The organism is Microbacterium esteraromaticum, assembly GCF_900163815.1.
GTDB classification, from domain to species: Bacteria; Actinomycetota; Actinomycetes; order Actinomycetales; family Microbacteriaceae; genus Microbacterium; species Microbacterium esteraromaticum_B.
Map to the genome: position 1 here is coordinate 97,379 of NZ_FUKO01000011.1, position 26,591 is coordinate 123,969.

Below are 26,591 nucleotides of genomic sequence, written 5' to 3' on the forward strand. Positions count from 1 at the left end.
ACGACGAGGGGCTGGTGCAGTGGAAACACTGCACCAGCCCCTCTCTTGTTCACTGCGTCACGGCATTGCAGGACCATCCGGTCCGGTGCCCGGCAGCGGGTAATAGAACGGCGGCTCGTCCTCCCACGCCGAAGGCAGCATCAGCAGGGTGTCGTAGTGGTGCATCGCCACTCCGCCGAATGAGCTGTCTGACTCGAAGGCGTCATAGACCTTGTCGAGCTCCGACTCGAGGTACGTGCGCCCTTCTTCCCAGAAAGTCACGGTCTCGGGGTCGCCGGTGCCGGAAAGATCCTTCGTCTCGATCCCGATCACCACCGAGTTCGGCTTGCCGATGCTGTTGGCGTAGTCGATCTCGTTCTGCGCCTGATTGATGATGCCCGCACCACCGTCGGCGGTGTCGCGATAGTCCATGATCGAGATGTAGTCGGTCATGTCCTGGATGTGCTCACTGAGAGGCTTGGTCTCGCCCTCCCACGTGATCGACGTGCAGCAGTCCGACGTGTCGAGCCAGCGCGGGATCGCCGGACCCACCAGCACCGGCAGTCCGGAGGCGTCGCGACGGTCGATCAACCCGTCGAGCGTCTTCAGCCAGCGAATGGGAAGGTCATTGTCCGGCTGCTTCCATGCGGTGAGGATGTAGGGTTCGATGTCAACGTTGATGCCGTCGAATCGTGCCTCGGCAGGAACAGCCAGGTTGTAGTTGAGCACCTTCTCGAACTCCGCCACGGCGAAGTGCTCGAACTCTTCGAGGGCTCCGAGGTACGGGGGCTGAGTGCCACCTGCCACGGTGGCCTGCACGTGGTAGCCGCGCTCGCGGGCCCAGGTGACGAAAGCCGCGACTTCGTCGCGCGAGTCGCGAAGCATGTCACGATCGCCGTACTTGTCGACACCGAGGTAGATGGTCTTGATGGGGTCGGAGTCGAACGTGTCCGTGTCATCCATCATCGCGCCCAGGCGATCGCGTGCGGCCGTGTCGAACACCGCCTCGTACGAGGCCCGCTCCCAGATCCACATCGCACGATCCTGGTCGTACACTTCCGCCGTCTGGCGCTTGGCGCCGTTCATCGAGACATAGGTCGTCGGTGAATAGCTGGTGTGTCCCTTGCTATCGGTCGCTCGCGCTTCGATGCTGACGAACTCGCGCCGCAAACTGCTGTGCTGCTGAAGATAGGTCGACTGGCCGATCCGCGCCGCCTTCTTCCATTTGCCGCCGTTGACCCTCACCTCGACGCGCTTCACAGCGTGATCCGAGTCGACCGCGACCTTGATGGGAGCCACGCCCCATCGGGTCTTGCCGTCTTTCGGCGACGCGATCGTCACCACAGGCGCGGCGGCCTCGGGGTTGTTCACGTCGACGTTGACGAATTCCGACCACGTCGTATAGAGCGAGGTGAGGTCCCTTGCCCGTACGGCGAGCGACAGATCGCCGTGCACCTGTGAGATGTCGATGTCGACCGACCACTCTCCGCTGGTGCCGGATGTCTCGATCGGCACGAGCTCCTGAGCTCCGACGACGAGGTTGAGCTCTGAGGTATTCGAATGCGTGCCGGTCACCGTCAGCGTCTCACCGGAGACGACATCGCCACCGCTTGGTGAGCTGATCTCGATGGATGTCGGCTCGTCCGCGGCCGCGGCACCGCCTCCCATCACCAATAGCGCTGACACGAGTGCGCCCGCGACTCCGATCGCTTTCAATCGTTTGAGAACCACGTTGTTCCTCTCTTTGTTGATCTTCTGCTCTGTTCGTCAGCCCTTGACGGCGCCCGCCGACATGCCTGTCACGAGGTTCCGCTGGATGATCATGAAGAACACCACGACGGGAATCGAGAAGAGGGTGGCGGCGGCCATCTGGCCCCCGTAGTCGACGCCGATCTCGCCGGCGACAACGACCGTGAAGGAGTTCAGCCAGACAGGGAGCGTGTAGTCGACCTGATCCTTCATGAAGGTGTACGCCACGATGTAGTCGTTCCAGGCTGCGATGAAGGCGAAGACGCTGCTCGCGATGATTCCAGGCATCACCAGTGGAAAGAGAACCTTGGTCATCAGCTGCCAGGTCGAGGCCCCATCCATTCGTGCGGCTTCATCGATCTCGATCGGGATGGCGAGGAAGAACCCGCGCATGATCCAGATCGAGAAGGGCAGCACGCCCGCGACGTAAGCGAAGATCAGACCCCAATAGGTTCCGATGAGGTTCAGGGAGTTGAAGATGATGAACTGCGGAATCAGCAGAGCGGCCCCGGGGATCATCTGCACCATGAGGATGACGATGAGGATGATGTGGCGGCCGCGGAAGCGGAACCGGGCGAGCGCTGCGGCAGCACCCAGGCCCAGAGCGATCGACAGTAAGACGGCACCCGCCACGACGATCGTCGAGTTCTTCAGATAGTTGAGGAAGTCGCCCTGGAAGATCGCGGTCGCGAAGTTGTCGAGTGTCGCATTCAGCGGCAGGAACTGAGGCGTGGAACTGAGCACGTCGGCGCGAGGCTTGAACGCCGTGTTGATCATCCAGTAGATCGGAAAGGACCAGATCAAGCAGAAGGCGACTGCTATTCCGCTGCTGATCCACGGAACGCGACGTCCTCGCCTTCTTCTCGTTTTGCCGGTCGTGAGCAGCTCGGTAGTAGTCACAGGTCCTCCCCCGTGCGCACGAGAGTGCGAATGTAGAGCGCACTCAGGGCCATCAGGATCAGCGTGGATGCCACGGCGATCGCCGATCCTGTTCCGATCTGCAGGTTGCCGGAGAACGCGGTTCGATAGGTGAATACCCCCAGCGTGGAGGTCGCGCCGTCGGGGCCGCCCTCGGTGATCAGCCAGATCTGGTTGAAGATGTTGAAGTCCCAGATGATCGAGAGCATCGTCACCAGGAGCAGGGTGGGTGCGATGGCAGGCAGGATGACGATCCGGTAGACGGTGACCTCAGAGGCGCCGTCGAGACGCGCCGCCTCTTTCAGATCGAGCGACACCTGCGTCTCGGCTGCGTACAGCGTCAGAGCGATGAACGGCACCGCACTCCACACCACCAGCAGCCAGATGCAGATCCAGGCCAGAGTCGGGTCAGCAGCCCAGTTGGTGCTGGTCATGTCGCCGAAAAGACCCGTCTGGGTGAGGAGCCAGTTCAGCACGCCGTACTGCGGTTGGAAGAGCCATGACCACACCAACGACGCCGCCACGTTCGGCATCGCCCAGGCCATGATCAACACGACCGTCACGCAGTACCGAAGCGCATTGGGCAGGCGCGTCATCAGGTGCGCGATTCCCGCCCCGATGAACACGCTGCCCACCACTAGCGCGGTGGTGAACAGCACCGTCTTCACCAGTGACCACCAGAACGCACTATCGGTGAGGATCGTGCGGTACTGCTCGGTTCCGACGAACTCGAAGACGCCGGTGAAGAGTGTGCGCTGACCGTAGTTGGTGAACGAGGTGAAGATGAGGAAGCCGATCGGCAGCCCGACGACGAGAAGCATCATCAGCGCCGCGGGGCTGATCATCCAGAACGGCGCATTCGTGTGCTGCGGCCCCTTGCGGGTTGCGCGAGGGATGCGCTGCGCTTCAGGCTTCGACTTCACCGGTTTTTCAGTGGTCAACGTCATTTTTTCGTCCGATCCCATCGCGGAGGTGCCGCAGATCATCTCTGCGGCACCTCAGCGGGTCACTTGAGGTTGAGTACCTTCTCGAGCTGCGCGTCGAAGTCTTCTGCAGCCTGGTCGACGCTCTTGGAGCCGGAGACAACCGACTTGAAGACGTTCTCGATGTCCTTGTTGTTCTGGATGGTCGTCCAGTTCGGGTTGGCGGGCGTCGCACGCGACTTCAGAGCTGCTGCGAAGAAGCCCTTCTTCACCTCGGGCACATCGGCATCTGCGGCCTCGATGGCCTCCGTGCTGTTCGGGATCCAGCCGTCGACGGCGAAGACGTACTCGTCTTGGATCTCGGGGCTCGCCGCGATCTTGACCCAGTTGAGTGCGAGCTCGATCGCCTGCGACCGCGCCGGGATGGCCCAGTCCGACCCACCCAGCATCACCGGCTGTGCGCCGTCGCGACCGGGCAGCGGGAAGGTGCCGAGGTCACCTTCGAGATCCGGGTTGACCTTGAGGATGCCGTTGGTGTTCGTGTTCAGGATCGCCGACGTCTTGCCATCGGCGAAGATCTGGTTCTGGTCCGGCTCCGTGGTGTTCAGTGTTGCCGATGCGGCCGAAGAGTACGCGTTCTGGAACGACTTGAACTCCTCAAGCCCCGCCTTGGCGTCATCGCTGGAGAAGCCGCCCGACCAGGTTCCGTCCTCCTCGGTGGCGATCTCTCCGCCCGCGTCCCAGACGAACTGAACGCCGGCGAACCAGTACTGCCCGGGCAGGTAGAACGCCGAGAAGTCAGAGACGTCGGCGTTCGCGGCCTGCACCTTGTCCAGCGCCGCCGTCAGCTCGTCATAGGTCTCGGGCTCTTCGGTCACCCCGGCGTCGGCCCACATCTTCTTGTTGTAGATGACCGCGCGTGCTCCGGCGAAGCCGGGTACGCCGTAGAGCTGGCCGTCGATCGTCGCAGGATCGACGAGACCATCGAGCCACGTCCGACCCTGTGCCAGGTCATCCTTGAAGGGTGTCAGGTCGTAGAGTCCGCCGTTCGCGGCGTAACTGGCGATCTGTGTGTTGCCGACATCGAGGACGTCGGGCGGGGTGTCGGTCGCGAGCGATGTCGCGATCTTCGTTGCGATGCCGTCCCACGTCTGCACCTGCAGGTTGACCTCAGCCCCGGTCTCCTCGGTGAACCGCTCGTTGATAGCGGTCAGCGTCTCTTCTGTGTAGTCGCCGTCCATGACCCAGACCGTAACCTTCTGGCCGGCACCGTCGACCTCAGGAACCGTCCCATCGCCAGCGTCAGGCCCGCCGTTGCCGGTGCCTGTGCTGGAGCACGAGGTCAGCACGAGCGCGCTGAGAACGAATGTCACTCCGATGAGCTTTTTGGTTGCCACTGGACTCTCCTTCGGTTCGAGACGCCGACCAGCAGCCGGCGATGAGCGTTATTCCGACCGGACCAATCCGGTGCGCTTGTTTGGTCCTGCATTAGTGCAATCGGTTGCATTGATTACACCGTCCGGATCTGTGAATGTCAATAGCTATTTGGATTCTGTCCCGCTTCGGGCGGTGCAACCGATACCCGCCGACAGTGCTAACACCCGCGTCAACGCCTGAATCGAGCCTCCTGCTCGCGGATCGATTCGAGCACCTTGATCGGCGCCAGAAGCTGCTCGTACGCCACGGGCGGCGTCCCCGTGCGCAACATGTTGAGGAAGGCTTCGACCCCCGGGGCGACGTAGTCGTCTCCGAGGCGGATCTCACCCGCACTCACTCCATGTCGACCCACAGCCATGGCGCGAAACGGCACACGCCCGTCGTCGTCGGGTCGGACCAGCTCCAGCGTCACGAGCACATCATTCGCGACGTAGCGTGCGACCACTGCGTCGCGGGTGAGCTGCACGTCGACAGCATCCGGTGTGCCCGGCACGATGCGCTGCGCGACGTCGGCGGCATGGATTCCGTAGAAGAAGATTCCGCTGTACTCGCTCGTGGGGTCTGCCGGACCCGTCACCGTTACTGTCTGCAGTTCGCCGATGTGCTCCATCCCGGCGACGATCTCGTCGGTATCCGGCACCCAGCGCACCGCCGACGACGAGGTCAACGGCGCATGGCCCCGATGGGCAGCGGCGATGATAGCCTCCGCATCGGCGGTCGAGGCTGCCAGCGGCTTGTCGACCCAGACCGGATACCCGGACTCGAGGAAAGGCACAGCGTGGGCACGGTGGTGCGCTCCGTCCCGCGAAGTCACGATGAGCGCATCGACTGTGCCGAGCAGATCCGCTGACGTCTCGGCGATCGTCTCGATTCCGCCGAGTCGGCTGAGCTGATCTGCGCGGTCGCTGCCATCGCCGACGATCGCGCTGATACGGGCACCTCGTGCGCCAACGTGCTCGACGTTGAGGTAGTGGATGATCTCTTCGGCATGGCTGTTCTCGATGCCGACAAGGCCAACGTTCAACGGGTTCACTGCGTCACCTGCTCTCGAAGATCGACGGGCATTCCCGTGCGAGCGGACTCATACACGGCCAGTACGACACGCAGCGCCCGCCTCGCATCGTGGGTGGTCACCGCGGGCGCCCGCCCGTTTTCGATCGCCTCGAGAACGTCGGCATACTGGTCGCGGTGCGCAACATCGACCTGCGACCAGCCCTCCGGAGCATCCGCTGTCGTCGACGGCAGAGCAGGAGGGTCCTCGGTGTGAGCCGAAGAAAAGTAGTCGAGCTCGTCGTTCTCCATCACCGCTGTCCCCGCGTCGCCGTGCACCGCCAGGCGCACCGGGCGACCTGGGTACGCGGCGGTGCTGGCGAGCAGCATCCCGATCGCGCCGCTTTCGAACTCGATCGTCGCACCCGCGACGTCTTCTACGTCGATGCGTTCGTGCGCCAGCCTGCCGGTGCGGGCGCTCACCGAAACCGGCTCGCCCAGCATCCACAGAAGAAGATCAAGGGCGTGGATACCCTGGTTCATCAGCGCACCCCCGCCATCGATCGCGAGCGTGCCACGCCATCCGCCCGAATCGTAATACTCCTGTGAGCGGAAGAACGCGGACTCGACGATCCCGGACGTCATGCGTCCGAGGAGGCCGCGATCGATCGCCGTCCTGATGAAGGATGCCGCCGGCTGGAATCGACGCTGGCTGATCACCGACACGGTTCGCCCACTGTCGAGTTCGACTTCGCGGATGCGATCAGCGGCTTCGACAGTGATGTCGATGGGCTTCTCAATGATGACGTCGAGCCCACACCGCATGGCGGTGATCGCGACGTCTGCATGCAGCGCGCTCGGTGTGCACACCGACGCGAGATCGATCTTCGCCTCTAGATAAGCCTGCTCAGCCGAGGTGAACCAGGGAACCCCGTACTGCTCCGCTAGCGCCGAGGCGCGGGATTCGTCGTCATCGACGATCGCTCCCAGTGTCGCCTGCGGCAGCGACTGAATCAGTCGCGCGTGAACTGCGCCGATCGCTCCGGCGCCGACTACAGCAATGCGTCGTGACATCATCTGCTCTCCTCATCGATGGCTGTTCGTGTTGTTCTTGTCCAGCGCATGGCGCTGCCCGAATCAGCGGCGCGCTGAGCGAGAAGCGCGAGACGCGTAATTGCGATCGCATCCGCGGTAGTCGAGTACGGGGGCACGGCTCCGTCCTCGAACGAATCGAGAGCATCCTGTGCGGGCCGCCGACCTTCCGGCAGCGACAGGGCGCGAGTCGGGCGTTCTTCTGTCGTGACGTCGACTCTCGACCGCGCCCAGTGGATCTCTGCTGTGCCTCGGGTGCCGACCAGCCGCATTCGGTATTCGCCGTGGACGTCGGACGCCTGGGGCGTCATCCAGCTGACCTCCGCGGTCACAATCGTGCTCTGAGTCTGCATGGTTGCGACCCCGTATCGAGCGAATCCCCGATGATCCCTCCCCGCCACGGCGCCGTGCACGACGGCCGTGTCGGCCGGCGCGAACAGCAGAGCCGCGTCGAGATCATGCACGGCGAGGTCACCGATGATGCCGCCGTACTGCGTGGGATCGAAGAACCAGTCGGGCCGGGCGGAGGCGTTGAGCTTGTGCGGTCCGGAAGATGTGATCCCGACGATGTCGCCGAGCTCGCCGGAATCGACGACCTCGAGTGCGGCGATGGTCTCGGGGTATCCGCGCTTCTCCAGCAGCAGAGTCAGGGTGAGGTCGGTTCCATCGATCGCACGCTCGATCTCGTCCAGCTCATCGAGAGAGGTGCAGAGCGGTTTATCGGCGATGACGTGAGCGCCAGCGCGAAGCGCCGCCAGGGCATCGCGGCCGCGCTCGCCGTAACGCCCCGCGAGGTACACGACAGCGGGCCCAGCGTCGAGCAGGGCTTGCGTTTCGGCGAACGCCGTCGACCCCATCCGCTCGGCGTAGCGTTCGGCCAGAGCCGGGTCGGTGTCGGAGATGCCGAGCAGCTCCCACGCGCGCCGATCAGGACGAGCGAGCTCGTCGAGGACATATTCCACATGCGCGTGAGCGGCGCCCACGATGGCGATCTTCGGCATGCCGGAAGTAAAGCATGCGACCGGTTGCAGGGTCAACCTGTCTGCTGCGGGGCGACGTCGGTCGTTGCTCGCAGCACGAGATGGGTGGGGATCACGATGCGCGTCGACTCCCGCTCTCCTGATCGCAGGATCGCGAGGAGCAGTTCGGCCGCGGCATCACCGGCGGCGGCGGAAGCGGCCGAGATCGTCGTCAGCGCCGGGTGCGTCCCGCTGGCCAGGGTGTCATCGCAGCCGATCACGCTCATTCGCGCGGGCACGTCGATGCCCCGCAATGACAGCCCCGACATCACTCCTTGGGCGACCACATCGTCGAATGCGATCACTGCCGTAGCACCGGAGGAGAGGATGCCGGATACGGCATCCCGCCCGGCTTCCGAACTCGGGCGGCCGAGTTCGAGGATGATCACGTCCATCCCGGCGGAGTGCGCCGCCGTCGCCAAAGCTTGTCGACGCTGCTGATCTGACCACGACTCGGCGGGGCCGGATAGATAGACGACCCGCTGGTGCCCGAGCCGATCCAGGTGCGCGATCGCCTCATCCATTCCGCCGGAGGGGTCGATCAGAACCCTTCCCAACCCCTCTACGTCGCGGTTGACCAGCACGATCGGGCGCTGAATGTCCAACTCGCGAATGCGATCCTCATCCAGGCGCGGAGAGGCGAGCACGAATCCTTCGACCTGCGCACTGAGGCGTTGCGTCAGATCTGCTTCGCGGTCTGCCACCTCGTCGGAATCGCCAAGGAACACCGCATAGCCCTCGCGGTCAGCGCGCGCCTGCACGCGCCTGACGAGCGGGGGGAAGAACGGGTTGGCGATGTCGGGCACGACCACTGCAATATTGCCGAACCGCCCGGTCGACAGGGCCCGAGCCGCGTGATTCACGACATAGCCGAGCCGCTCTGCGACCTGGCGCACTCGCGCGACCGTTGCCGGGTTCAGCAGCTCCGGCCGGCTGAAAACGCGCGAGACGGTCGACCTCGATACACCCGCGAGATCCGCGATGTCACCGATCGTCACCCGGCCGCGGGGTCGTTTGCTTTGCGTCACACAAGACACACTATGCCTGCTCGTCTCCCGGTGCATCCGGAAAGCAAATGGGTTGACTTTGCAAACGGTTGCATTACTCTATCCAGACATGAGCTTCACTTCATTCGCGCTCCGCGCACACGAAGACCGCAAGCAGATGGGCCGGGCCGCTGCTCAGTCGGCGGCGCGAACCATTCGTGACGCGGTGGACCAGCGTGGATCAGCACGCATGATCGCCGCCTCCGCGCCCAGCCAGCTCGATGTCTACCGCGCTCTCGCCGAAGAGCCCGACATGCCGTGGGATCGTGTCACGGTGTTCCATATGGATGAATACCTCGGACTCGACATCGCGGCACCGCAGCGCTTCGCCAACTGGCTGATCGAGCATTTCGTGGGGCGAGTCAATCCGCAGCACTTCCACCCGATGCGCACTGAGTCCGAGGACCGCGGCATGGGCGAGTATGTGGACCTGCTTCGCGCCGCACCTGTTGATCTGGTCTGCCTCGGAATCGGAGTCAACGGCCACATCGCCTTCAACGAGCCACCGCACGCCGACCTCGATGACGCCAAGCCTGCGCGGATCATCGAGCTCGATCACGTCAGTCGTGTGCAGCAGGTCGATGACGAATGCTTCGCGACGCTGGAAGACGTCCCGACCCAGGCGCTGACTCTTACGATCCCTACGCTCATGGCGGCTGCCCACCTGGTGTGCGCCGTCCCGGGGCCTCAAAAGGCTGCTGCGGTCCGTGCACTCGTCGAAGAGCCCGTTGGCGCCGACTGGCCGTGCACGGTGCTGCGGCGCCATGGTCGTTGCGAGGTGCATGTCGACCGTGAGGCCGCCGCCCTGTTGGGGAGCACCGCGTGAGTCAGCAGACTTTCACCGGCAAGGATCCGTCGACCGGCACCCGGGTGCGGATCGATGTTCACGATGGCGTCATCGTAGGGATCGAGCCCGCGGCGCAGCCCGAGGACGACGAGCCGTGGATCGCCCCCGGCTTGATCGACCTCCAGGTCAATGGCCATGCTGACGGCGACGCCAACGCCGCCAATCCCTCGCCCGCGCAGATCGAGACGATGGCTCGCACTCTCGCCCAGAAAGGCGTTACACGTTTCCTGCCGACCATCATCACGGGTTCGAAAGACGAGATGCGAGACCGTCTCATTGCGATCGTGTCCGCCGTCTCGGAATCTCTGGATGCACGCAGAGCCGTCGCCGGGATACACGTCGAGGGTCCGTCACTGTCGCCGGAAGACGGCCCGCGAGGTGTGCACCCGCGTGAACATATCCGCCCGCCCTCGATCTCCGAGTTCGAGAGCTGGCTCGACATCGCCGGTGATTTATTGAAGGTCGTCACTCTGTCGCCGCACCACGACGGTGCAGTCGAAGCCACCCGCTTCCTCGTCGAACAGGGCGTGCGGGTAGCGATCGGGCACACCCATGCTGACGAAGAAGCCATACTCGCGGTCGTCGACGCGGGGGCGACACTGTCGACTCACCTGGGCAACGGGGCGCACCAGGTGCTCCCCCGGCATCCGAACTACATCTGGACGCAACTGGCCGAGCCGCGCCTCGTGGCCGGCGTCATCGCCGATGGCCATCACCTGCCCGACAGCACGTTGAAGAGCATCCTCGCGGCCAAAGGTCGGGACGGCGCTTTCCTCGTCAGCGACGCGGTCTCGACTCCTGCCGCGCTCGTCGAAGACGGTCGCTCGACGATCGGCGGCGACGTTCGTCTGACAGAAGAGGGCGCGCTGCGGCATGTGGCGACCGGCCTGCTGGCCGGTTCCGTGCAGACTCTCGACGTCGGCGTCGCGAACACCGCGCGCGTCACCGGTTCCCTCGATGGCGCCCTGTACCTCGCGACGCAGGCCCCTGCTCGCGCCATCGGCCTTCCGGACGTGTGGCGAATCGGCGCCCGCGCCGACATCATCCGCTTCTTCTGGGCACCGGGCGACTCGGCCATCCAGCCGGCCGAGGTAGTCGTCGCGGGCGAGAGCATCCGGATCCCCTCGTGATGAGCCCGTCCTCAAGGGCGCCGCGAACTGTGCACCCGCCGGCACGGCTCGCTCACCTCGGTCTGGGTGCTTTCCATCGTTCGCACCAAGCATGGTTCACCCATCATGCGAACAGCAGCTGCCCCGAAGACCAGTGGGGGTTCGTCTCGTTCACCGGCCGTTCTGTTCGCACGGCCGACCAGCTGACGAAAGCCGACGGCGTCTTCACCCTCATCGAGCGATCTGCTGACGGCGACCGCCTGGAGAGAATCGAATCGATCGTGCGAGCGGAGCGCGGCGATGACTTCCACACGTGGTGCTCCACACTCGCGAACCCCGAGATCAAGGTCCTCACGGTGACGGTCACCGAATCCGGCTACGCCGAAGGGGCGATCCCTCCCGACCGCATCGCCGGGGCTCTGATCGCTCGAGCAGCCGTGAATGCCGGCCCGATCTCCATCGTGAGTTGCGACAACCTGAACGGCAACGGCGCTGCTCTTCGCCGAGCGGTGTTGAGGGCTGCTGGCGATCAGGCCAAGGAAGTCGACAAGATCGCATCGTTCGTCGACACCGTGGTCGACCGCATCACTCCTGCGGCGACAGCCGAGGACATTCGGTGCGTGCGTGAGCTTTCGGGCTTCGATGACCCCTCCGCCGTCGTCGCAGAGCCCTTCGCCGAGTGGGTCCTGACCGACAACTTCGCGGATGCCAGGCCCGCCTGGGAGGCGGTTGGAGCACGCGTCGTCGAAGACGTGACACCGTATGAACAGCGCAAGCTGTGGTTGCTCAACGCCGGCCACACTTTCCTCGCTGCTGCCGGACGACTGCGACGATACGAGACGATCGCAGAGGCCTACGCCGACCCGGACCTCAATGCCGAGGTCGAAGCGCTCTGGGCAGAGCAGCGCAGAAGCATCCGTCTCGATGACGCCGAGATCAACGATTGGCTCGCAGCCCTGCGCGTGCGCCTCGCAAACCCTCGAATCGCGCATCGTCTGGAGCAGATCGCCCAGGGCAGCTCAGCGAAAATCGCACCACGCCTCCTCACCGTGCTTCGGCATCAGACAGAAGCCGGAATGACAGCCGGCGAAGCCCAGCTCAGCGCGCTGGACACGTGGGTGCGTTCCATCGTCGAGCTCGAGCCTCTCGATCAGCCCACCGCGGGTCTTGCCCGCGACCTTGAGACCGTTGCTCGGCGAGATCGGGTCACCGCCCTCATCGAGCAATTCACACCGGCAGGAGCATCATGATCATCGACAAAGCCGAAGTCATCGTCACCAGTCCCGACCGCAACTTCGTGACCCTCAAGATCACGACACGCGACGGCCACACGGGGCTCGGTGATGCAACCGTCAATGGACGCGAACTCGCCGTCGTCAGCTATCTCACCGATCATGTCGTGCCTTTGCTGATCGGCTCCGACGCCGCACGCATCGAAGACACCTGGCAATTCCTCTACCGCGGCGCGTACTGGCGTCGCGGCCCGGTCACGATGGCCGCGATCGCCGCCGTCGATATGGCGCTGTGGGACATCAAGGGCAAAGCCGCGGGAATGCCCGTCTATCAACTTCTCGGCGGTGCCTCGCGAAACGGTCTTCTGGCATACGGACACGCGTCGGGCAAGGAACTCCCCGAGTTGTTCGACTCGATACGCGCGCACCAGGAGAGCGGTTTTCGGGCCATTCGCGTGCAGACGGGAGTCCCCTCGCTCAAAGCCATCTACGGCATCGCAGCGCAGGGCGGCGACGTCGGCGACGCCAGTGTGCGCTACGACCACGAGCCCGCGCGTCGTGGGGCTAAGCCGGTCGAAGAGGATTGGGACACTCGTGCCTATCTCAACCATCTGCCAGGTGTGTTCGAGGCCGTGCGCAACGAGTTCGGTCCTGATCTTCCGCTGCTGCATGACGGGCATCACCGGATGACGCCGATCCAAGCCGCCCGTCTGGGCAAGGATCTCGAACCTTACGATCTGTTCTGGCTGGAGGACTGCACACCCGCCGAGAACCAGGAAGCTCTTCGACTGGTGCGCCAGCACACCACGACACCGCTCGCCATCGGCGAGATCTTCAATACGGTCTGGGACTTCAAGGACATCATCCGCGACCAGCTCATCGACTATGTGCGCGGTGCGGTCACGCACATGGGCGGGATCAGCGCGCTGAAGAAGACTCTCGATTATGCCGCGCTCTACCAGATCAAGTCCGGCATGCACGGGCCCACCGATATATCTCCGGTCGGGATGGCAGCTGCGATGCATCTCGGGCTCGCGATTCACAACTTCGGCATTCAGGAGTACATGCAGCACGGTGCCCAGACGGATCAGGTGTTCGAGCAATCCTTCACGTGGAACGACGGATACCTGCACCCGGGCGACAAGCCCGGCCTGGGCGTGGAGCTGAACATCGACGAAGCGGGCAAGTACCCGTATGAGCAGGCCTACCTGCCCTATAACCGCCTGCTCGATGGCACGATTCACGATTGGTGACGCGGGTGCATGACCGGGATGCCTCCGGCGCGGTCCGGCACCCGATCGTAGTGATGGGGGTCTCGGGGGTCGGCAAGACGACCGTGGCTCGCCTCGTCGCCGAACACCTCGGAATGCCGTTCGTCGACGCCGACGACCTGCACAGCGCATCGAACCTCGCGAAGATGAGCAACGGCATCCCGCTCACGGACGAAGATCGGATGCCGTGGCTGCACGCAGTCGGCGATGCCCTTGGCCAATCCCCGGCATCGGTGATCGCCTGCTCCGCCTTGAAACGTACCTACCGCGACGTACTGCGCGAACACGCGCCGAACGCGCTATCCGTCATGCTCGACGCGGATCCCGCTCGGCTTGCCGACCAGATAGCGCGCCGGCGTGGACACTTCATGCCCCCGGAGCTGCTGCAATCGCAATTGGACGCGCTCGAGCCGCTTCAACCCGACGAAGCAGGCATCATCATGGCCGTCGATGACGACCCGCTGCCGCTCGCGAGACGCATCGTCAGCGCGTTGTGACGAATGCGCCACGCGCGGCTCGCCGCCGTGCAGAATGTGGCGACGAGAGGACGCTGGACTACCTTTAGCTCATGACTTCACCGCCGAAGGATTCAAAAACGTCCGCTCCAAAGCGCATTCTGAAGGAAGTCACGCACCCCGCGTTGATTCCCGGCATCGGTGTCGAAGACACCCCTCGCATCTTCAACACCAACTGGTTCGTGTTCGGAATCGCGGGAGTCCTGGTACTGGCCGTGGTCGTGTGGGGCTTCTTCGCTCCCGACAGCATCAGCGCGACCGGAGCCGCGTCGCTCGAATGAGTGACGACCAATTTCGGCTGGTTGTTCTCGCTGCTCGCGATCGTCGTCGTGGCCTTCATGCTGGTCGTCGGATATGGGCGCACGGGCGCGATCCGCCTCGGCGCCGACGATGAATCCCCCGAGTTCTCCACGGTGTCGTGGATTGCGATGCTGTTCTCGGCCGGCATGGGCATCGGCCTGCTGTTCTTCGGCCCGGCAGAACCGCTCGGCTACTTCAACGACGTGCCGCCCGGGTTCACTTCGAAAGCCGGTACGCCGGATGCCATGCTCGACGCGCTTGCGCAGTCGATCCTGCACTGGGGTCCTATGGCGTGGGCGTTCTACGCACTCGTCGGCGGCGCGATCGCCTACGCCGCCTACCGGCGAGGCCGCGCCCCGCTGATCTCGGCGATCTTCCGGCCGATCTTCGGCGAGCGCACGGAAGGCTGGCTGGGCGCCGTCATCGACGTGTTCGCCATCATCGTCACGCTGTTCGGCACCGGAGTCACCCTCGGCATCGGCGCGCTGCAGATCTCACGGGGGGTCGAGGTGGTCAGCGGCCTCGGACCACTCGGTAACAACGCCCTGATCGTGATCATCACGGTGCTCACCGCAGCATTCGTCGTGTCGGCCGTATCGGGGATCAAGCGCGGCATCCGCATTCTGTCGAACATCAACATGGTGCTCGCCGGTCTGCTCGCGCTGTTCGTCTTCATCGCCGGCCCGACGCTGTTCCTGCTGAATATGATTCCCGCGAGCGTCTCGACATTCTTCGGCGACCTCTGGCTCATGCTCTCGCGCAATGCCAGCCAGGGTGAGGCTTCGGCAGAGTTCGTCTCGACCTGGACGAACTACTACTGGGCGTGGTGGATTTCGTGGACGCCCTTCGTCGGCATGTTCATCGCCAAGATCTCGCGCGGTCGCACGCTGCGCGAGTTCGTCACCGTCATCATCGTGGTGCCCTCCACCGTGTGCATCGTCTGGTTCGGCATCCTCGGCGGTGCGGCGATGTACTTCGATTCGAAGGACGGAAGCATCAGCGGAGTCGGCTCGTCAGAGGGCGTGCTCTTCGCGCTGTTCGAGCACCTGCCGTTCGGCATCGTGCTCTCGGTGATCGCGATGCTGTCGATCGTGCTTTTCTTCGTCACCTCGGCCGACTCGGCCGCGATCGTGATGGGCTCGATGAGTCAACGCGGCAAGCCGGAACCGGCGACCTGGGTGACACTCACCTGGGGTGTTCTGCTCGGGGCCGCAGCCCTCGCTCTGCTGCTCGCCGGTGGCGAGAGCGCGCTGTCGGGCCTGCAGTCGATGATGGTCGTCTCGGCGCTGCCATTCGCCTTCATCGTGATCGGCATCATGATCTCGTGGGCGAAAGAACTCGCCACCGACCCGTACATGCTGCGCCAGCGCTACGCCCGAGCAGCCATCGCCCAGGGCGTGCGCCGCGGCATCGCCGAGCACGGCGATGACTTCGTGTTCGGGGCGACCGAGGTTGACGCGGCAGAAGGCGCGGGAGCGTCGATCGACTCCGACGACCCGGCACTGACCGAATGGTACGAGGCTGCCACCGGGCAGATGCCCATCGTTACGGCAGAAGATGTCACCCGCACGCTGGATCCGGGCCGGATTCAGCGTGCGGGCCCCCACGACCCCACGCACACAGCATCCGGCGACGCATCGTTGACCGTCGGCGAAGACCGGCGGTCGCTGCGCCGGCAGCGCCGGGAGGGGCAGTCACCGGAGCCAACGCGGATAGACGCTGATCCGACTCGTGACGCTGGGCCGTCCGGCACCGAGCCGGATGACACCGTGGGACGCTAGGCGGTATGACCCCTGACGCGCAGCCGGAGACTCCCATCGTCGTGATGGGTGTCTCCGGCGTCGGCAAGACGACGCTCGGCAAGCTGCTCGCCGAGCGACTCGGGATGCCGTTCATCGACGCCGACGACCTGCACAGCGCGGCCAACATCGCCAAGATGAGCGCGGGCAATCCGCTCACCGACGAGGATCGCGCACCGTGGCTCGATCGCGTCGGCGACACTCTCGCTGCCTTCCCCACGCCGGTCATCGCCTGCTCCGCGCTCAAAGACGCGTACCGAGATGCGCTGCGCGCGAAGGCTCCGACAACTCAGTTCATCGAGTTGACTGCGACGCCTGAGAAGATCGCCGAGATGGCAGCCGGGCGCACCGGACACTTCATGCCCACATCTCTACTGTCGTCTCAGCTCGACACCCTCGAGCCGCTCGACCCCGACGAGAACGGCATGATCGTCACCGTCGATGCGCCGCCCGAAGAGCTGGCCGACCGAGTGCTGACCCGACTTCGCCAGAAATAAGTTCAGTAGACGAGCTTCGATAGGCTCGGATTTCCGGCATCCGACCTGCTTCTCCCCTTCTGGAGTCCCCCTGTGAACGACGATCTGCAACACCTGCGCACCGCACTCGCTGCCGACGACCCGCTCGTCTGGGTCATGACCGGCGACTCGATCACGCACGGGCTCACGCACACCGGCGGCGAACGCAACTACGTCGATCATCTGCACGAGCTGATCCGCGGCGACATGGCGCGCGTGCGCGACACCGTGATCAACACCGCCATCAGCGGGTGGCGCATCGTGCTGCTGCTGGAGGATTTCGAGCAGCGCGTGGCGAGGTGGCAGCCCGATGTCGTCACGCTGATGGTCGGCACGAATGACTGCTCAGACGAGGGTGTCTTCCCCGTCATCACCGCGGCGGAGTTCGGCGAATCGGTGACCGAGTTCGTACGCCGGGTGCGCGCGATCGGTGCGATCCCGGTGCTGCAGACTCAGCCCGGAATCGATGTGAAGGATGCTCCGGAGCGTGCGCGCATCGCGGAGTTCGCGCAGACCGTGCGTGAGGTCGCTGCGCGCGATGAGGTGATTCTCGTCGATCAGTTCGCGCGGTTCGCCGAGCTCGGTGGCGGTGATATCGCGGGCGGGCTGCTGAACGACCCCTTCCATCCGAATGCCGCGGGTCAGGCCGTGCTCGCGCTCGAGTTCGCGCGCACGCTCGGCCTCGCGCCGACACCTGAGCGCGACCGCGTGCTGCCTGACCTCGCCGTGCGCGGGGTTCCGCGGCCGTAGTCGCGGCGGGCCTCAGCATCCGCTGCACTTTTCCGCATCCGCGACAACGAACGATGGCGCGGATGCTACTTCCTGCAGCGGATGCCGGTGAGCCTCCCCTACCCGGCCTCCGACTTGCGGCCGCCGGCCTCGAGCACATCGCCTGCGGGCAACTCCTGGTGTCCACCGAACTGCAGGCGCATCGCCGAGAGCACCTGGTTCGCGAAGTGGTCTTCACCGCGCGAGGCGAAGCGCTCGAACAGCGCAGACGCCAGCACCGGCACCGGCACGCCGACATCGACCGCCGCCTTGACCGTCCAACGCCCCTCGCCCGAGTCCGAGACACGACCGGCAAGGCCGTCCAGAGTCGGGTTCTCGTTCAGCGCCACGGCCGTCAGATCGAGCAGCCACGACGAGATCACCGAACCGCGCCGCCACAGCTCGGTCACCTTCGCGGTGTCGATGGGGAACTGATAGAACTCCGGCTCCTCCAACGGCGCGATCTCGGCAGAATGCTCGGCTTCGCGGATGCCGGCATCCGCGTTCTCGAGGATGTTGAGCCCCTCGGCGATCGCCGCCATGATGCCGTACTCGATGCCGTTGTGCACCATCTTCACGAAGTGGCCTGATCCGGCCGGACCGCAGTGCAGATAGCCCTGCTCTTCGGGCGCGAGATCTCCGGCGCGGCCGGGCGTGCGCTCGATCTCACCGGGGCCCGGCGCGATCGTGCGCAGTAGCGGCTCGATGTGCTGCACGGCAGCATCCGATCCGCCGACCATCAGGCAGTAGCCGCGCTCGAGGCCGAACACACCACCGCTGGTGCCGGCGTCGACGTAGTCGATGCCGCGTTCGCGCAGTGCAGCCGCACGGCGCACATCGTCACGGTAGTTCGAGTTGCCGCCGTCGATGATGATGTCACCTGATTCGAGCACTTCCGCGACCTCGTCGGCGACCTTGCCCGTGATTCCGGCCGGCACCATCAGCCACACGACGCGCGGCTTCTGCAGTTTCGCGGCGAAGTCCTTCAGATCGGATGCTCCGGTCGCGCCCTCCTCAGCGAGCGCCTTCACTGTCTCCTGGTTCACGTCGTAAGCGACGCATTCGTGTCCGTCTCGCATCAACCGGCGCACGATGTTCGCGCCCATCCGGCCAAGTCCGATCATTCCCAGTTGCATTTGCATCTCCTCGCGCCATCGGCTCGGCAGGAGCCGGACTCGCCCATCCTCCCACCAGCGCCGACGCCGTCGCAATGCCCCGGTGACTCACTGGCAGCGCGCGAGCGATCACGCCAGAGTGAGGAAGAGCTTCTCCAGCTCGGCGATGGTCGGTGCGTCCTGCGCGTCATCCTCGCCGGTCATGCAGGTGCGCAGCGCCGTGCTGATGACCGCGAATCCGGCCCGGTCGATCGCCTTCCCGACAGCGGCGAGCTGAATGACGACGTCGCGGCAATCAGCATCCGTCTCCATCGCGTCGATCACCGCCGTGAGCTGCCCGCGCGCGCGCTTGAGCCGGTTCACGACCTTGCGGATGTCTTGCTCCGATGCCTGCGCACTCATGCGTACTCCTTCATCCGCGCGGGCACGCCCATGCGTGTGCCGCTGTGCCAAGTGAGATAGCCGCCGTCGAGGTTGCGCGCCGCCCGCCCGTGCTGGCGCAGCAGTCGCACGGCGGTATGCCCGCGCTGCCCGACCTGACAGTGCACGATCAGCTCGCCCGCCGGCAAGTCGTCGAGGCGCGCACGCAGATCGTCGAGCGAGACGTTGATGCTGCCGGGGATCGCACCGAGTGCATTTTCAGCGGCGGTGCGCACGTCGACCACGACGGCGCCTGCCTGCACGGCGCTGTCGAGCTCATGCCATTGGATGCTGTCGGTCAGCCCCGTCTTCGCATTGTCGGCGATGTAGCCGAGCATGTTGATGGGGTCTTTCGCGGAGCCGAACTGCGGCGCGTAGGCGAGTTCGAGGCGACTCAGCTGCGAGGCGGTGAGCCCCGCCTGCATCGCCGTCGCGATCACGTCGATGCGCTTGTCGGCGCCCTGTCGACCGATGACCTGTGCCCCGAGGATCAGGTCGGTGTCGGGGTCGACGATCAGCTTCATCGTGAGCCGCTCGGCCCCCGGATAGTAGGTGGCGTGATCGGCCGGGTGCGCATGGATCACGCGGTGCGGACCTCCGGTGGCACGCAGCCGCTGCTCGCTCCACCCGGTCATGGCGACGGCGAGACCGAAGACGCCGACGATGGCCGTGCCGACGGCACGCTCGGCATCCGCCGGACGCGCATCGAGGATGCCGGCCTGCCACGCAATCGCGTCGGCAGCCGTGCGTCCGTGCCGGTTGGCGAGGCCGGCCATGGTGACCAGCGTCGGCTCGGCGGAGAGCGCGTCGATCTTCTCGACGGCGTCGCCGACAGCGAAGATGCTCGGGTCGCTCGTGCGCTGCAGCCCGTCGACGGCGATGCCGCCAGTGGCGCCGATCGTCAGCCCGGCCTTCGCGGCGATGGATGCTGCCGGACGCACGCCCCTGGCATCGATGACGATGTCAGCGGCGAGCGTGGATCCGTCGTCGAGGTGCACGCCTTCGGCATCCAGCTCGCGAACCGACGTGTGCGTGCGCAGGTCGACGCCACGCGCGACCAGCTCATCGACGACGACGGATGCCATCTCGGGGTCGAGCGGACTCAGCGGGTGCGGACCGTGCTGAATCAGAGTGATCGCCAGCCCGCGTTCGATGAGGTTCTCGGTGGCTTCGAGCCCGATGAATCCGCCGCCGACGACAACCGCGTGGGCCGTCGCCGGTGCATCGGCGAGCGCGGCAGTAATCCGGTCGACGTCGTCGATCGTGCGCAGGGTGGCGACGGTCGGGCCGGTGGCGGGGATGCCACGCGACGCGAAGGTCTCGCGCGGTGCGGCACCGGTGGCGAGGATGAGGTGGTCGTAGCGTTCGTCGCTGACGACACCGGTGCGCACATCGCGGATGCTCACCGTCTGCGCTTCGCGGTCGATCGTGACGGCCTCGTTCCCGGTGCGCACGTCGAGATCGAAACGCGCGCGCAGCGACTCGGGTGTCTGCAGCAGTAGAGACTCGCGCTGCGAGATGACGCCGCCGACGTAGTACGGCAGGCCGCAGTTGGCGAAGCTGACGTAGTCGCCCTGCTCGATCACGATGATCTCTGCCGACTCGTCGAGTCGGCGCAGACGCGTGGCCGCCGACATGCCGCCGGCGACTCCCCCTACGATGACGATGCGCATCAGATCACCCCTTGCCGAAAAGTCGGGCGAAGAAGCCCGGACGGGGTTCGTTCTCGTGTCCGCCGCAGCGGTCGCGGGTGGGGATGCCGCGCATCACGCGGTCGACGTGCTGACCGCATCCGGCCCACGTCGTCTTTCCGCACTTGCGGCAGGTCACTGCTCGACACATAGTTCTAGGATCTCCTCGTCATCGATATGCCTCGACTGTACCAGATACCCCTGGGGGTATCTGTCGTGGTCGCGTCGGGCGGGCTCGGCGGGTCCGGGCATCCGCGCCAAATTCCCGCATCCGCATCCGCATCCGCGCCCGCCGCATCCGCACCCGCCGCATCCGCCGCAACCGCAACCGCAACCGCCGCATCCGCCGCAACCGCAACCGCAACCGCAACCGCGCCAGTTTCTGGCATCCGCTACATCGATCGATGGCGCGGATGCGGGAATGTGTAGCGGATGTGCGATCAGTCGCGCGCGGCGACGCGACGCGACGCGACGCGACGGCGCGGATTAGGGTGGCGGCATGACGGATGTGCGGAAGCGGCTGACCCAACTGCGGGCGGATGCTGCCGAGCGCGCGTCGGCCGCGGCATCCGCTCTGGCCGAACTCATCCACGACCGGCAGAGCTCCACCGATGATGACGAGCACGACCCCGACGGCGTGACGCTGTCGTCGGAGTGGTCGCGTCTGTCGGCGCTGGCGGATGCTGCCACCGTGGAGCTGCGCCAGGTCGACGACGCTCTTCTTCGGGTCGACGCCGGCACCTATGGAATCTGCTCCCGCTGCGGTAGGCCCATCCCCGCAGGGCGACTGGAAGTACGCCCGTTCGCCGAGTTGTGCGTGCCCTGCGCGGAAAAGCGCTGACCGCACGCATGCGGACCGTCGGCCAGAACTAGGCTGATCAATCATGCAAGATTTCTGGAATTTCGCAGGCAACTTCTGGTGGCTGATCTTTCCCATCATGGGGATGGCGGGTGGCGCCGCGAAGGCCTGGGAGCGGTCGTCGAAGCAGCGTCATGAGCGTCGTCTCGAGACTTTGCGCCTCAAAGGCGAACTCAAATCGCAGCAGCTTGCCGCCCGCGGAGCCGTCGCACCGGCACGCGCCCCGCGACAGGCCGCAGGCGACGAACAGGCGTCAACGAAGCAGCTGCTCGAGAAGCTCTTCGCCGAACACGATGAGATCACTGCGCGGTGGCTCGACTACGAACTCGACGTCGCGAAGCTGATCGCTTTTCCGGCGATGAGCGACGGGCGCCAGCCGCTGACTGCCGCGTTCCTGCGCGCCAAGAAGACCGCAGACACATTGCGCCCGGCATCCGCCGAGGCGAAGCTGAGCGAAACGCAGATCGCCGAGTATCTGGATGCCGTCGGCAACTACGCCGTGGCATTCGACGTCGCCGAGCGCGATGCCCGCCGCCTGCGCAACTCGACGTTCTCGGAAGCCGAGCGCAAGCGCCTCGACCGCGCGCAGCACATGCTGAAGGTAGCCCTCGACGAGTCGGCCACGCAGGCTGAGCGCCAGATCGCCTACAAACGTGTGCGCGACGAGCTCGATGGACTGATCCTGCTCTCGGACGAGGCCGTTGATGCGCTGGAGAAGCAGGTTGCGGGCGAATTGCCTCCTGCATGACCCGCTCCACCCGTGAAGGACGGGAGACATAGGCTCGACGCATGGAGCACACGGAAGCGCTGCGCGTCGGAATCGTCGGGGCCGGCGGCATCGCCGCGCCGCACATCGAAGGCTGGCTGGCTCTCGGGGCCGAGGTCAGCATCCTGCGGCGCACCGGCACAGACGCCCTCGCGGCGAACTACGGGATCACCATCATCGATGACCTCGACGAGCTGATCGAGCGCGCTGAGATCGTCGACATCATCAGCCCCACCTCCACTCATCCCGAGATCGCGCATCGCGCCTTCGCGATGGGGCGGCACGTCGTGTGCGAGAAGCCGTTGGCGGTCACCGCCGCAGCGGCCGCCGAGATCGCACAGGAGGCGGCGGATGCCGGGTTGCGCCTCTTCCCCGCCCATGTCGTCCGCTATTTCGAGGGCTATCAGCGCCTGCACGAACAGCTGCCCGCAGTCGGCGCCCTCCTCGAGCTGACGTTCCGACGCACGGTCGCAGCCCCCGCATCCGCCTGGTTCTACGCGCAGGATGCCGGCGGCGGACTCATCCGCGACCTGATGATCCACGATTTCGACCAGGCGCTCTGGCTCGCAGGTCCCGTCATCGAAGTCGCAGCCACGCAGGACCCGCCCGCAGTCGATGGCCAAGTGCAACCGCCGGTCTCCGCGCACGTCACTCTCACCCATGCGAACGGCGCCATCAGCCATGTGCAGGCCGATTGGTTCGGCAACGACACTGACCTTCGCTCGCAGGCCGAGATCGTCGGCACGACCGGAAGCCTGCGCTTCGACACTGCCAATTCGGCCGGTCAGCGTGAGGGGTACCTGCCGCCAGCATCCGCCATCGATCCGTATCAGGCGCAGCTTGCCGATTTTGTCGACGCGCTTCGTTCGGGCAGGCCGGCGCGGGTCACGCCCGAAGACGGAGTTGCCGCGGTGCGGCTGGTGGATGCCGCCTATGAATCACTCGCCGCCGGGCGGCCCGTCCTGTTGTGATGGTGGCTGGGCACCAGCATCCGCCCCGTGCTGCTGACGACGCCGCGCACGACGATCGAGGTAACCTCGATCGCTTCGCGGGTGAACTTCGCCTCCCGCACCCGATCGGATCGATGTGCGAGACGTAGGGTGCCGCTCTGCGGTCGCACTTACCCGGTGCGAAAAATAAATGCTCCATCTCGTTCCGGCTATACTATAGTGTGATTAGAAACCTGCCGCCCGCCCCGAGGCGTTCGCAGATATTAAGAACTATCCTCCGGGAGAGTTGAGCAAAGGAGCTCCATGAGCGCACAAGACGTTGCGGCGCCCTCGTCAGCACAGCTGACAGGCAAAGCCAGCAAAACCGAGCGTAAGAACCTTCGCGCGCTCAGCTGGGGGCACGCCCTGGAATGGTACGACTGGGCGATTTTCGGTCTGCTCTCTTCATACCTGGGGGGCCATTTCTTCCCCGCAGGCAACGAACTCGCGTCGACACTGAACGCGCTCGCCGTCTTCGCCGTTGGATTCGTTGCTCGCCCGATTGGCGGCATCATCTTCGGGTCTATGGCCGACCGTCTCGGCCGCCGCAAGGTCATGATTTTCGCCATCGCAGCCGTTGCGGCTGGCAGCTTCGTCATCGGCGTCACGCCGGGATATGAGACCATCGGTGCTGCCGCGCCGATCCTGGTCGTAGCCATGCGCCTGCTACAGGGTCTGTCTGCCGGCGTCGAGGCCCCTCTCGGCACCGCCTTCGCACTCGAACTGGTTCCCAACCGCCCCGGTTATGTCTCCGGCATCTTTGGGTTCTTCAACAACCTCGGAAACCTGCTCGCACCATTGTCGATCTTCTTCCTCACGCAACTGATTACCGGCGACAACCTCGCAGAGTGGGGCTGGCGCATTCCGTTCATCATCGGCGGAGTGTTCGGCCTTATCGTGCTGTGGCTGCGCACCACGCTGCCTGAGACGCTCGACGTCGGCGACGCCCGCGAAGCAAACGCTGAGAAGCAGCAACGCTCGTCGGTATGGGGTGACGTACGCAAGTACTGGCTGAGCGTTCTGGCCACTGTCTTCATCGTCGGTGCCATCCAGGCATACAACTACACGTGGATCGCCGGCCTGCCCAACCTCGCGCGTGCCGCCTTCCAGGAAGACCCTGCCGCTGTTTTCGGTATCACCACCGGCTTCGGCATCCTGATGACTCTTGGCGCACTGTTCCTCAGCAAGGTTCTTGACCGCTTCGCCATGTCGAAGGTTTTCATCGTTGCCCGCATCCTGGCAATTCCGACGATCTTCCTGTCATTGCTGTACACACAGCCCGGAATCGGAACCTTCGCAGGGGTTATGTTCGGTGGCGCCATCGTGTTGCTTCTCAACATGACCATCTTCGTCACGATCTCCAACTCACTGCTGCCCCAACACATTCGCGGCACGGGCCTCGGCCTCGGCTACGGCTTCGGTGTTGCGCTCTTCGGTGGCACCGCTTCGTACCTCCTGCTGTGGTTGCAGAGCGAGGGCATGTTCTGGATGTTTCCGGTATACATCGCCACTCTGTGCGCGATCAGCGTCGTTCTGTACGTTCTAGCCAAGAACCGCAACGGGATCTTCGTCGGCAAGTAGTCCGAATCTCTGCGCGGTCCCGTCCGGCGCCCATGGCAACGGTGGCACCGCGCACAGGTTCCCCCTGATACACGCACCATAGAAAGAACGGAACCATGGAACGATTCATCATTGACACTGACCCGGGCATCGACGACGCGGGCGCACTGTTCTGGGCACTCGCAACGAACAAGTTCCACGTCGAGGCGCTCACCACCGTCTTCGGGAATGTGAACGTTCAGAAGGCAACTGCCAACGCCCGTAAGATCACACACCTGTCGGGTCGCCCGGACCTGCCGATTTGGGTTGGCGCTCCCCGCCCTCTTGTAGGTGAGCCGAACTTTGCCGAGCACATTCACCGCCCCAGCGGCGTCGGGTACTGGGAATACCCCGATCCCGCTCCCGGCACTGACGGCCCCAGCGAAGCCGTGCAGAAGATGATCGACCTCGTCATGTCCAACCCGGGCCAGATCAGCATCATGGCCCTCGCACCGCTGACGAACGTCGCTCTCGCGATCTCGTTGGAGCCGAAGTTCGCTGAGAACGTTCGTCGCATCATCTACATGGGCGGCGCAGCTCTCGCGTGGGGCAACGCCTCACCTGTGGCCAGCGCAAACATCTTCAACGACCCGGAAGCTGCCGAGATCGTGGTGCAGTCTGGCGCCAAGCTCACACAAGTCGGTCTTGACGTGTGTCGCAAGTTCTCGGTCACCCCTGACCGCGTCGAGAAGCTGTGGACGTCAGGTTCCTCTATGGGCCGCGCCCTGTGCGAAATGATCGGTTACCCCGACCGTCACCAGGACACCACGGAGATGCCCGAGTGGAAGGCCGAAGGCATGCACCTGAACGATGTTCCGTGCGTCGCCTACGCCATCAACCCGGACTGGTTCCAGGTGCGTCATCTGCGCGTCGATGTAGAACTCGACGGCAAGCACACCCGTGGACAGACGGTCGTGCACATGGTTGACCGCTGGGGCGGCATCCCCAATGTCGATGTGCTGCTCGACATTGACGCGGCTGCCGTGGCCGACGCGCTCGTCGAGGCCGTCACGTCTTTCGAAACCAGCAACTAGTGTGATGGACTGCTGCGCGCTCTGATTGCGGTCAGCAGTGAAAGCCTTCGGCCGTGGATCTTAGACGCGGTCGAAGGCTTTCTTCTTTGCCCGGTGTGTTTCAGAAAGGTACGACTATGACTCAAGAAATCCTCCCCTCAGACGAGGAACTTATCGAGGCCGCCTCGGCCCTGCTGTCACGCGTGCACGATCCTGGCGCCGTTCGAGTTGCCGCCGCCGCACGCGGCACCTCAGGCGCCGTGTATCTCGGCGTGAGCCTCGCGACCCCCCGCGTCAAGGTGTGTGCGGAAAGCAGCGCGGTCGCCAACGCGAAAATCGGCGGCGACGACGCCATCACCGCGATCGTTTCGGTCGGGCTCGGGATTGACGATGTTCCGCACGTCATCAACCCGTGTGGCGTGTGCCGCGAACTGATCCCGAAGTTTGGCCAGAATCTGCGTGTCCTCATCGACACGGGCGACGGTGTTGTCGCGGCAGCCGCTCCCGTCGAACTCCTGCCGATGCCATGGATCCGCGCTCGCTCTTACGAAGACTGAAGAAACAAAGAGAATGCCGGCTCTTCAGAGTTGAGGTGGGTCTGAGGGGGCTGGGCGCGGTGGCGGGGTGAGT

The 26,591-nt window shown here is 64.8% G+C and carries 28 protein-coding genes; 16 read left to right on the forward strand and 12 right to left on the reverse strand.

The window, feature by feature from the left end:
* Positions 1–57 precede the first annotated feature (57 nt).
* From FM104_RS03200 to FM104_RS03235, 8 genes are all read right to left on the reverse strand, one after another.
* Positions 58–1,710 carry an Ig-like domain-containing protein gene (locus FM104_RS03200; protein WP_087130013.1) on the reverse strand — a complete coding sequence of 551 codons (1,653 nt, stop codon included), beginning with the start codon at positions 1,708–1,710 and terminating at the stop codon, positions 58–60.
* 36 nt (positions 1,711–1,746) lie between these two features.
* The gene (locus FM104_RS03205; protein WP_087130047.1) at positions 1,747–2,505 is read right to left on the reverse strand and encodes a carbohydrate ABC transporter permease; all 759 of its coding nucleotides are present in this window, start codon (positions 2,503–2,505) and stop codon (positions 1,747–1,749) included.
* Between the two features lie 119 nt (positions 2,506–2,624).
* Positions 2,625–3,587: a carbohydrate ABC transporter permease gene (locus FM104_RS03210; RefSeq protein WP_218778547.1), complete on the reverse strand. Its 963-nt coding sequence runs from the start codon at positions 3,585–3,587 to the stop codon at positions 2,625–2,627.
* 65 nt (positions 3,588–3,652) lie between these two features.
* Entirely contained in the window at positions 3,653–4,966 is a 1,314-nt protein-coding gene (locus FM104_RS03215) for an extracellular solute-binding protein (RefSeq protein ID WP_218778548.1), read from the reverse strand.
* A 209-nt stretch (positions 4,967–5,175) separates the two neighbouring features.
* Positions 5,176–6,039 carry a Gfo/Idh/MocA family oxidoreductase gene (locus FM104_RS03220; protein WP_087130015.1) on the reverse strand — a complete coding sequence of 288 codons (864 nt, stop codon included), beginning with the start codon at positions 6,037–6,039 and terminating at the stop codon, positions 5,176–5,178.
* A complete protein-coding gene (locus FM104_RS03225; protein ID WP_087130016.1) occupies positions 6,036–7,073 on the reverse strand; it encodes a Gfo/Idh/MocA family protein in 1,038 nt (345 codons plus the stop codon). The genes FM104_RS03220 and FM104_RS03225 overlap by 4 nt, the downstream gene beginning before the upstream one ends.
* Positions 7,070–8,089, reverse strand: coding sequence for a Gfo/Idh/MocA family protein (locus FM104_RS03230; protein ID WP_087130017.1), 1,020 nt, complete (start codon positions 8,087–8,089; stop codon positions 7,070–7,072). Before FM104_RS03230 ends, FM104_RS03225 begins: the two co-directional genes overlap by 4 nt.
* 32 nt (positions 8,090–8,121) lie before the next feature.
* Positions 8,122–9,135 (reverse strand): LacI family DNA-binding transcriptional regulator, encoded by a 1,014-nt coding sequence (locus FM104_RS03235; RefSeq protein WP_256971497.1) that lies wholly within the window; start codon positions 9,133–9,135, stop codon positions 8,122–8,124.
* 88 nt (positions 9,136–9,223) lie between these two features.
* Between FM104_RS03235 and FM104_RS03240 the strand changes: the two genes are divergently transcribed.
* The 9 genes from FM104_RS03240 to FM104_RS03275 all read left to right on the forward strand — a co-directional run bounded on the left by FM104_RS03240 (position 9,224) and on the right by FM104_RS03275 (position 17,491).
* Positions 9,224–9,979, forward strand: a complete 756-nt coding sequence (locus FM104_RS03240) for a 6-phosphogluconolactonase (protein ID WP_179206654.1) — start codon at positions 9,224–9,226, stop codon at positions 9,977–9,979.
* A complete protein-coding gene (locus FM104_RS03245) occupies positions 9,976–11,130 on the forward strand; it encodes an N-acetylglucosamine-6-phosphate deacetylase (RefSeq protein ID WP_087130020.1) in 1,155 nt (384 codons plus the stop codon). Before FM104_RS03240 ends, FM104_RS03245 begins: the two co-directional genes overlap by 4 nt.
* Positions 11,130–12,359 carry a mannitol dehydrogenase family protein gene (locus tag FM104_RS03250; RefSeq protein WP_087130021.1) on the forward strand — a complete coding sequence of 410 codons (1,230 nt, stop codon included), beginning with the start codon at positions 11,130–11,132 and terminating at the stop codon, positions 12,357–12,359. The genes FM104_RS03245 and FM104_RS03250 overlap by 1 nt, the downstream gene beginning before the upstream one ends.
* A complete protein-coding gene (manD, locus tag FM104_RS03255; protein WP_087130022.1) occupies positions 12,356–13,594 on the forward strand; it encodes a D-mannonate dehydratase ManD in 1,239 nt (412 codons plus the stop codon). The genes FM104_RS03250 and manD overlap by 4 nt, the downstream gene beginning before the upstream one ends.
* A gap of 53 nt (positions 13,595–13,647) precedes the next feature.
* Positions 13,648–14,109, forward strand: a complete 462-nt coding sequence (locus FM104_RS03260) for a gluconokinase (protein ID WP_087130049.1) — start codon at positions 13,648–13,650, stop codon at positions 14,107–14,109.
* Positions 14,110–14,180: 71 nt separating this feature from the next.
* Positions 14,181–14,408: a hypothetical protein gene (locus tag FM104_RS16710; protein WP_256971498.1), complete on the forward strand. Its 228-nt coding sequence runs from the start codon at positions 14,181–14,183 to the stop codon at positions 14,406–14,408.
* Complete coding sequence (locus FM104_RS03265) at positions 14,409–16,208, forward strand: BCCT family transporter (RefSeq protein WP_256971499.1); 1,800 nt, start codon at positions 14,409–14,411, stop codon at positions 16,206–16,208.
* Positions 16,209–16,213: 5 nt separating this feature from the next.
* Positions 16,214–16,723 (forward strand): gluconokinase, encoded by a 510-nt coding sequence (locus tag FM104_RS03270; RefSeq protein ID WP_087130023.1) that lies wholly within the window; start codon positions 16,214–16,216, stop codon positions 16,721–16,723.
* A 72-nt stretch (positions 16,724–16,795) separates the two neighbouring features.
* Positions 16,796–17,491 carry an SGNH/GDSL hydrolase family protein gene (locus FM104_RS03275; RefSeq protein ID WP_256971500.1) on the forward strand — a complete coding sequence of 232 codons (696 nt, stop codon included), beginning with the start codon at positions 16,796–16,798 and terminating at the stop codon, positions 17,489–17,491.
* A 98-nt stretch (positions 17,492–17,589) separates the two neighbouring features.
* Here FM104_RS03275 and gnd read toward each other — a convergent pair whose 3' ends face one another.
* The 4 genes from gnd to FM104_RS16445 form a co-directional block, all read right to left on the reverse strand.
* Positions 17,590–18,645 carry a phosphogluconate dehydrogenase (NAD(+)-dependent, decarboxylating) gene (gnd, locus tag FM104_RS03280; RefSeq protein WP_087130024.1) on the reverse strand — a complete coding sequence of 352 codons (1,056 nt, stop codon included), beginning with the start codon at positions 18,643–18,645 and terminating at the stop codon, positions 17,590–17,592.
* 108 nt (positions 18,646–18,753) lie between these two features.
* Complete coding sequence (locus FM104_RS03285) at positions 18,754–19,026, reverse strand: metal-sensitive transcriptional regulator (RefSeq protein ID WP_087130025.1); 273 nt, start codon at positions 19,024–19,026, stop codon at positions 18,754–18,756.
* Entirely contained in the window at positions 19,023–20,717 is a 1,695-nt protein-coding gene (locus FM104_RS03290) for an FAD-dependent oxidoreductase (protein WP_087130026.1), read from the reverse strand. Before FM104_RS03290 ends, FM104_RS03285 begins: the two co-directional genes overlap by 4 nt.
* Positions 20,718–20,721: 4 nt before the next feature.
* Positions 20,722–20,874: a hypothetical protein gene (locus FM104_RS16445; RefSeq protein WP_179206646.1), complete on the reverse strand. Its 153-nt coding sequence runs from the start codon at positions 20,872–20,874 to the stop codon at positions 20,722–20,724.
* 77 nt (positions 20,875–20,951) lie between these two features.
* Between FM104_RS16445 and FM104_RS16255 the strand changes: the two genes are divergently transcribed.
* From FM104_RS16255 to FM104_RS03325, 7 genes are all read left to right on the forward strand, one after another.
* Positions 20,952–21,164 (forward strand): hypothetical protein, encoded by a 213-nt coding sequence (locus FM104_RS16255; protein ID WP_143738239.1) that lies wholly within the window; start codon positions 20,952–20,954, stop codon positions 21,162–21,164.
* A 70-nt stretch (positions 21,165–21,234) separates the two neighbouring features.
* The gene (locus tag FM104_RS03300; RefSeq protein ID WP_087130028.1) at positions 21,235–21,576 is read left to right on the forward strand and encodes a TraR/DksA family transcriptional regulator; all 342 of its coding nucleotides are present in this window, start codon (positions 21,235–21,237) and stop codon (positions 21,574–21,576) included.
* Positions 21,577–21,619: 43 nt separating this feature from the next.
* Entirely contained in the window at positions 21,620–22,342 is a 723-nt protein-coding gene (locus FM104_RS03305) for a hypothetical protein (protein ID WP_087130029.1), read from the forward strand.
* 41 nt (positions 22,343–22,383) lie between these two features.
* A complete protein-coding gene (locus tag FM104_RS03310) occupies positions 22,384–23,331 on the forward strand; it encodes a Gfo/Idh/MocA family protein (RefSeq protein ID WP_087130030.1) in 948 nt (315 codons plus the stop codon).
* A gap of 282 nt (positions 23,332–23,613) precedes the next feature.
* Positions 23,614–24,930, forward strand: a complete 1,317-nt coding sequence (locus FM104_RS03315) for an MFS transporter (protein ID WP_087130031.1) — start codon at positions 23,614–23,616, stop codon at positions 24,928–24,930.
* 95 nt (positions 24,931–25,025) lie between these two features.
* On the forward strand, positions 25,026–25,982 hold the full coding sequence (locus FM104_RS03320) for a nucleoside hydrolase (protein ID WP_087130032.1): 957 nt from the start codon (positions 25,026–25,028) through the stop codon (positions 25,980–25,982).
* A 53-nt stretch (positions 25,983–26,035) separates the two neighbouring features.
* Positions 26,036–26,518, forward strand: a complete 483-nt coding sequence (locus FM104_RS03325; protein ID WP_143738240.1) for a hypothetical protein — start codon at positions 26,036–26,038, stop codon at positions 26,516–26,518.
* The last annotated feature ends 73 nt before the right edge of the window (positions 26,519–26,591 follow it).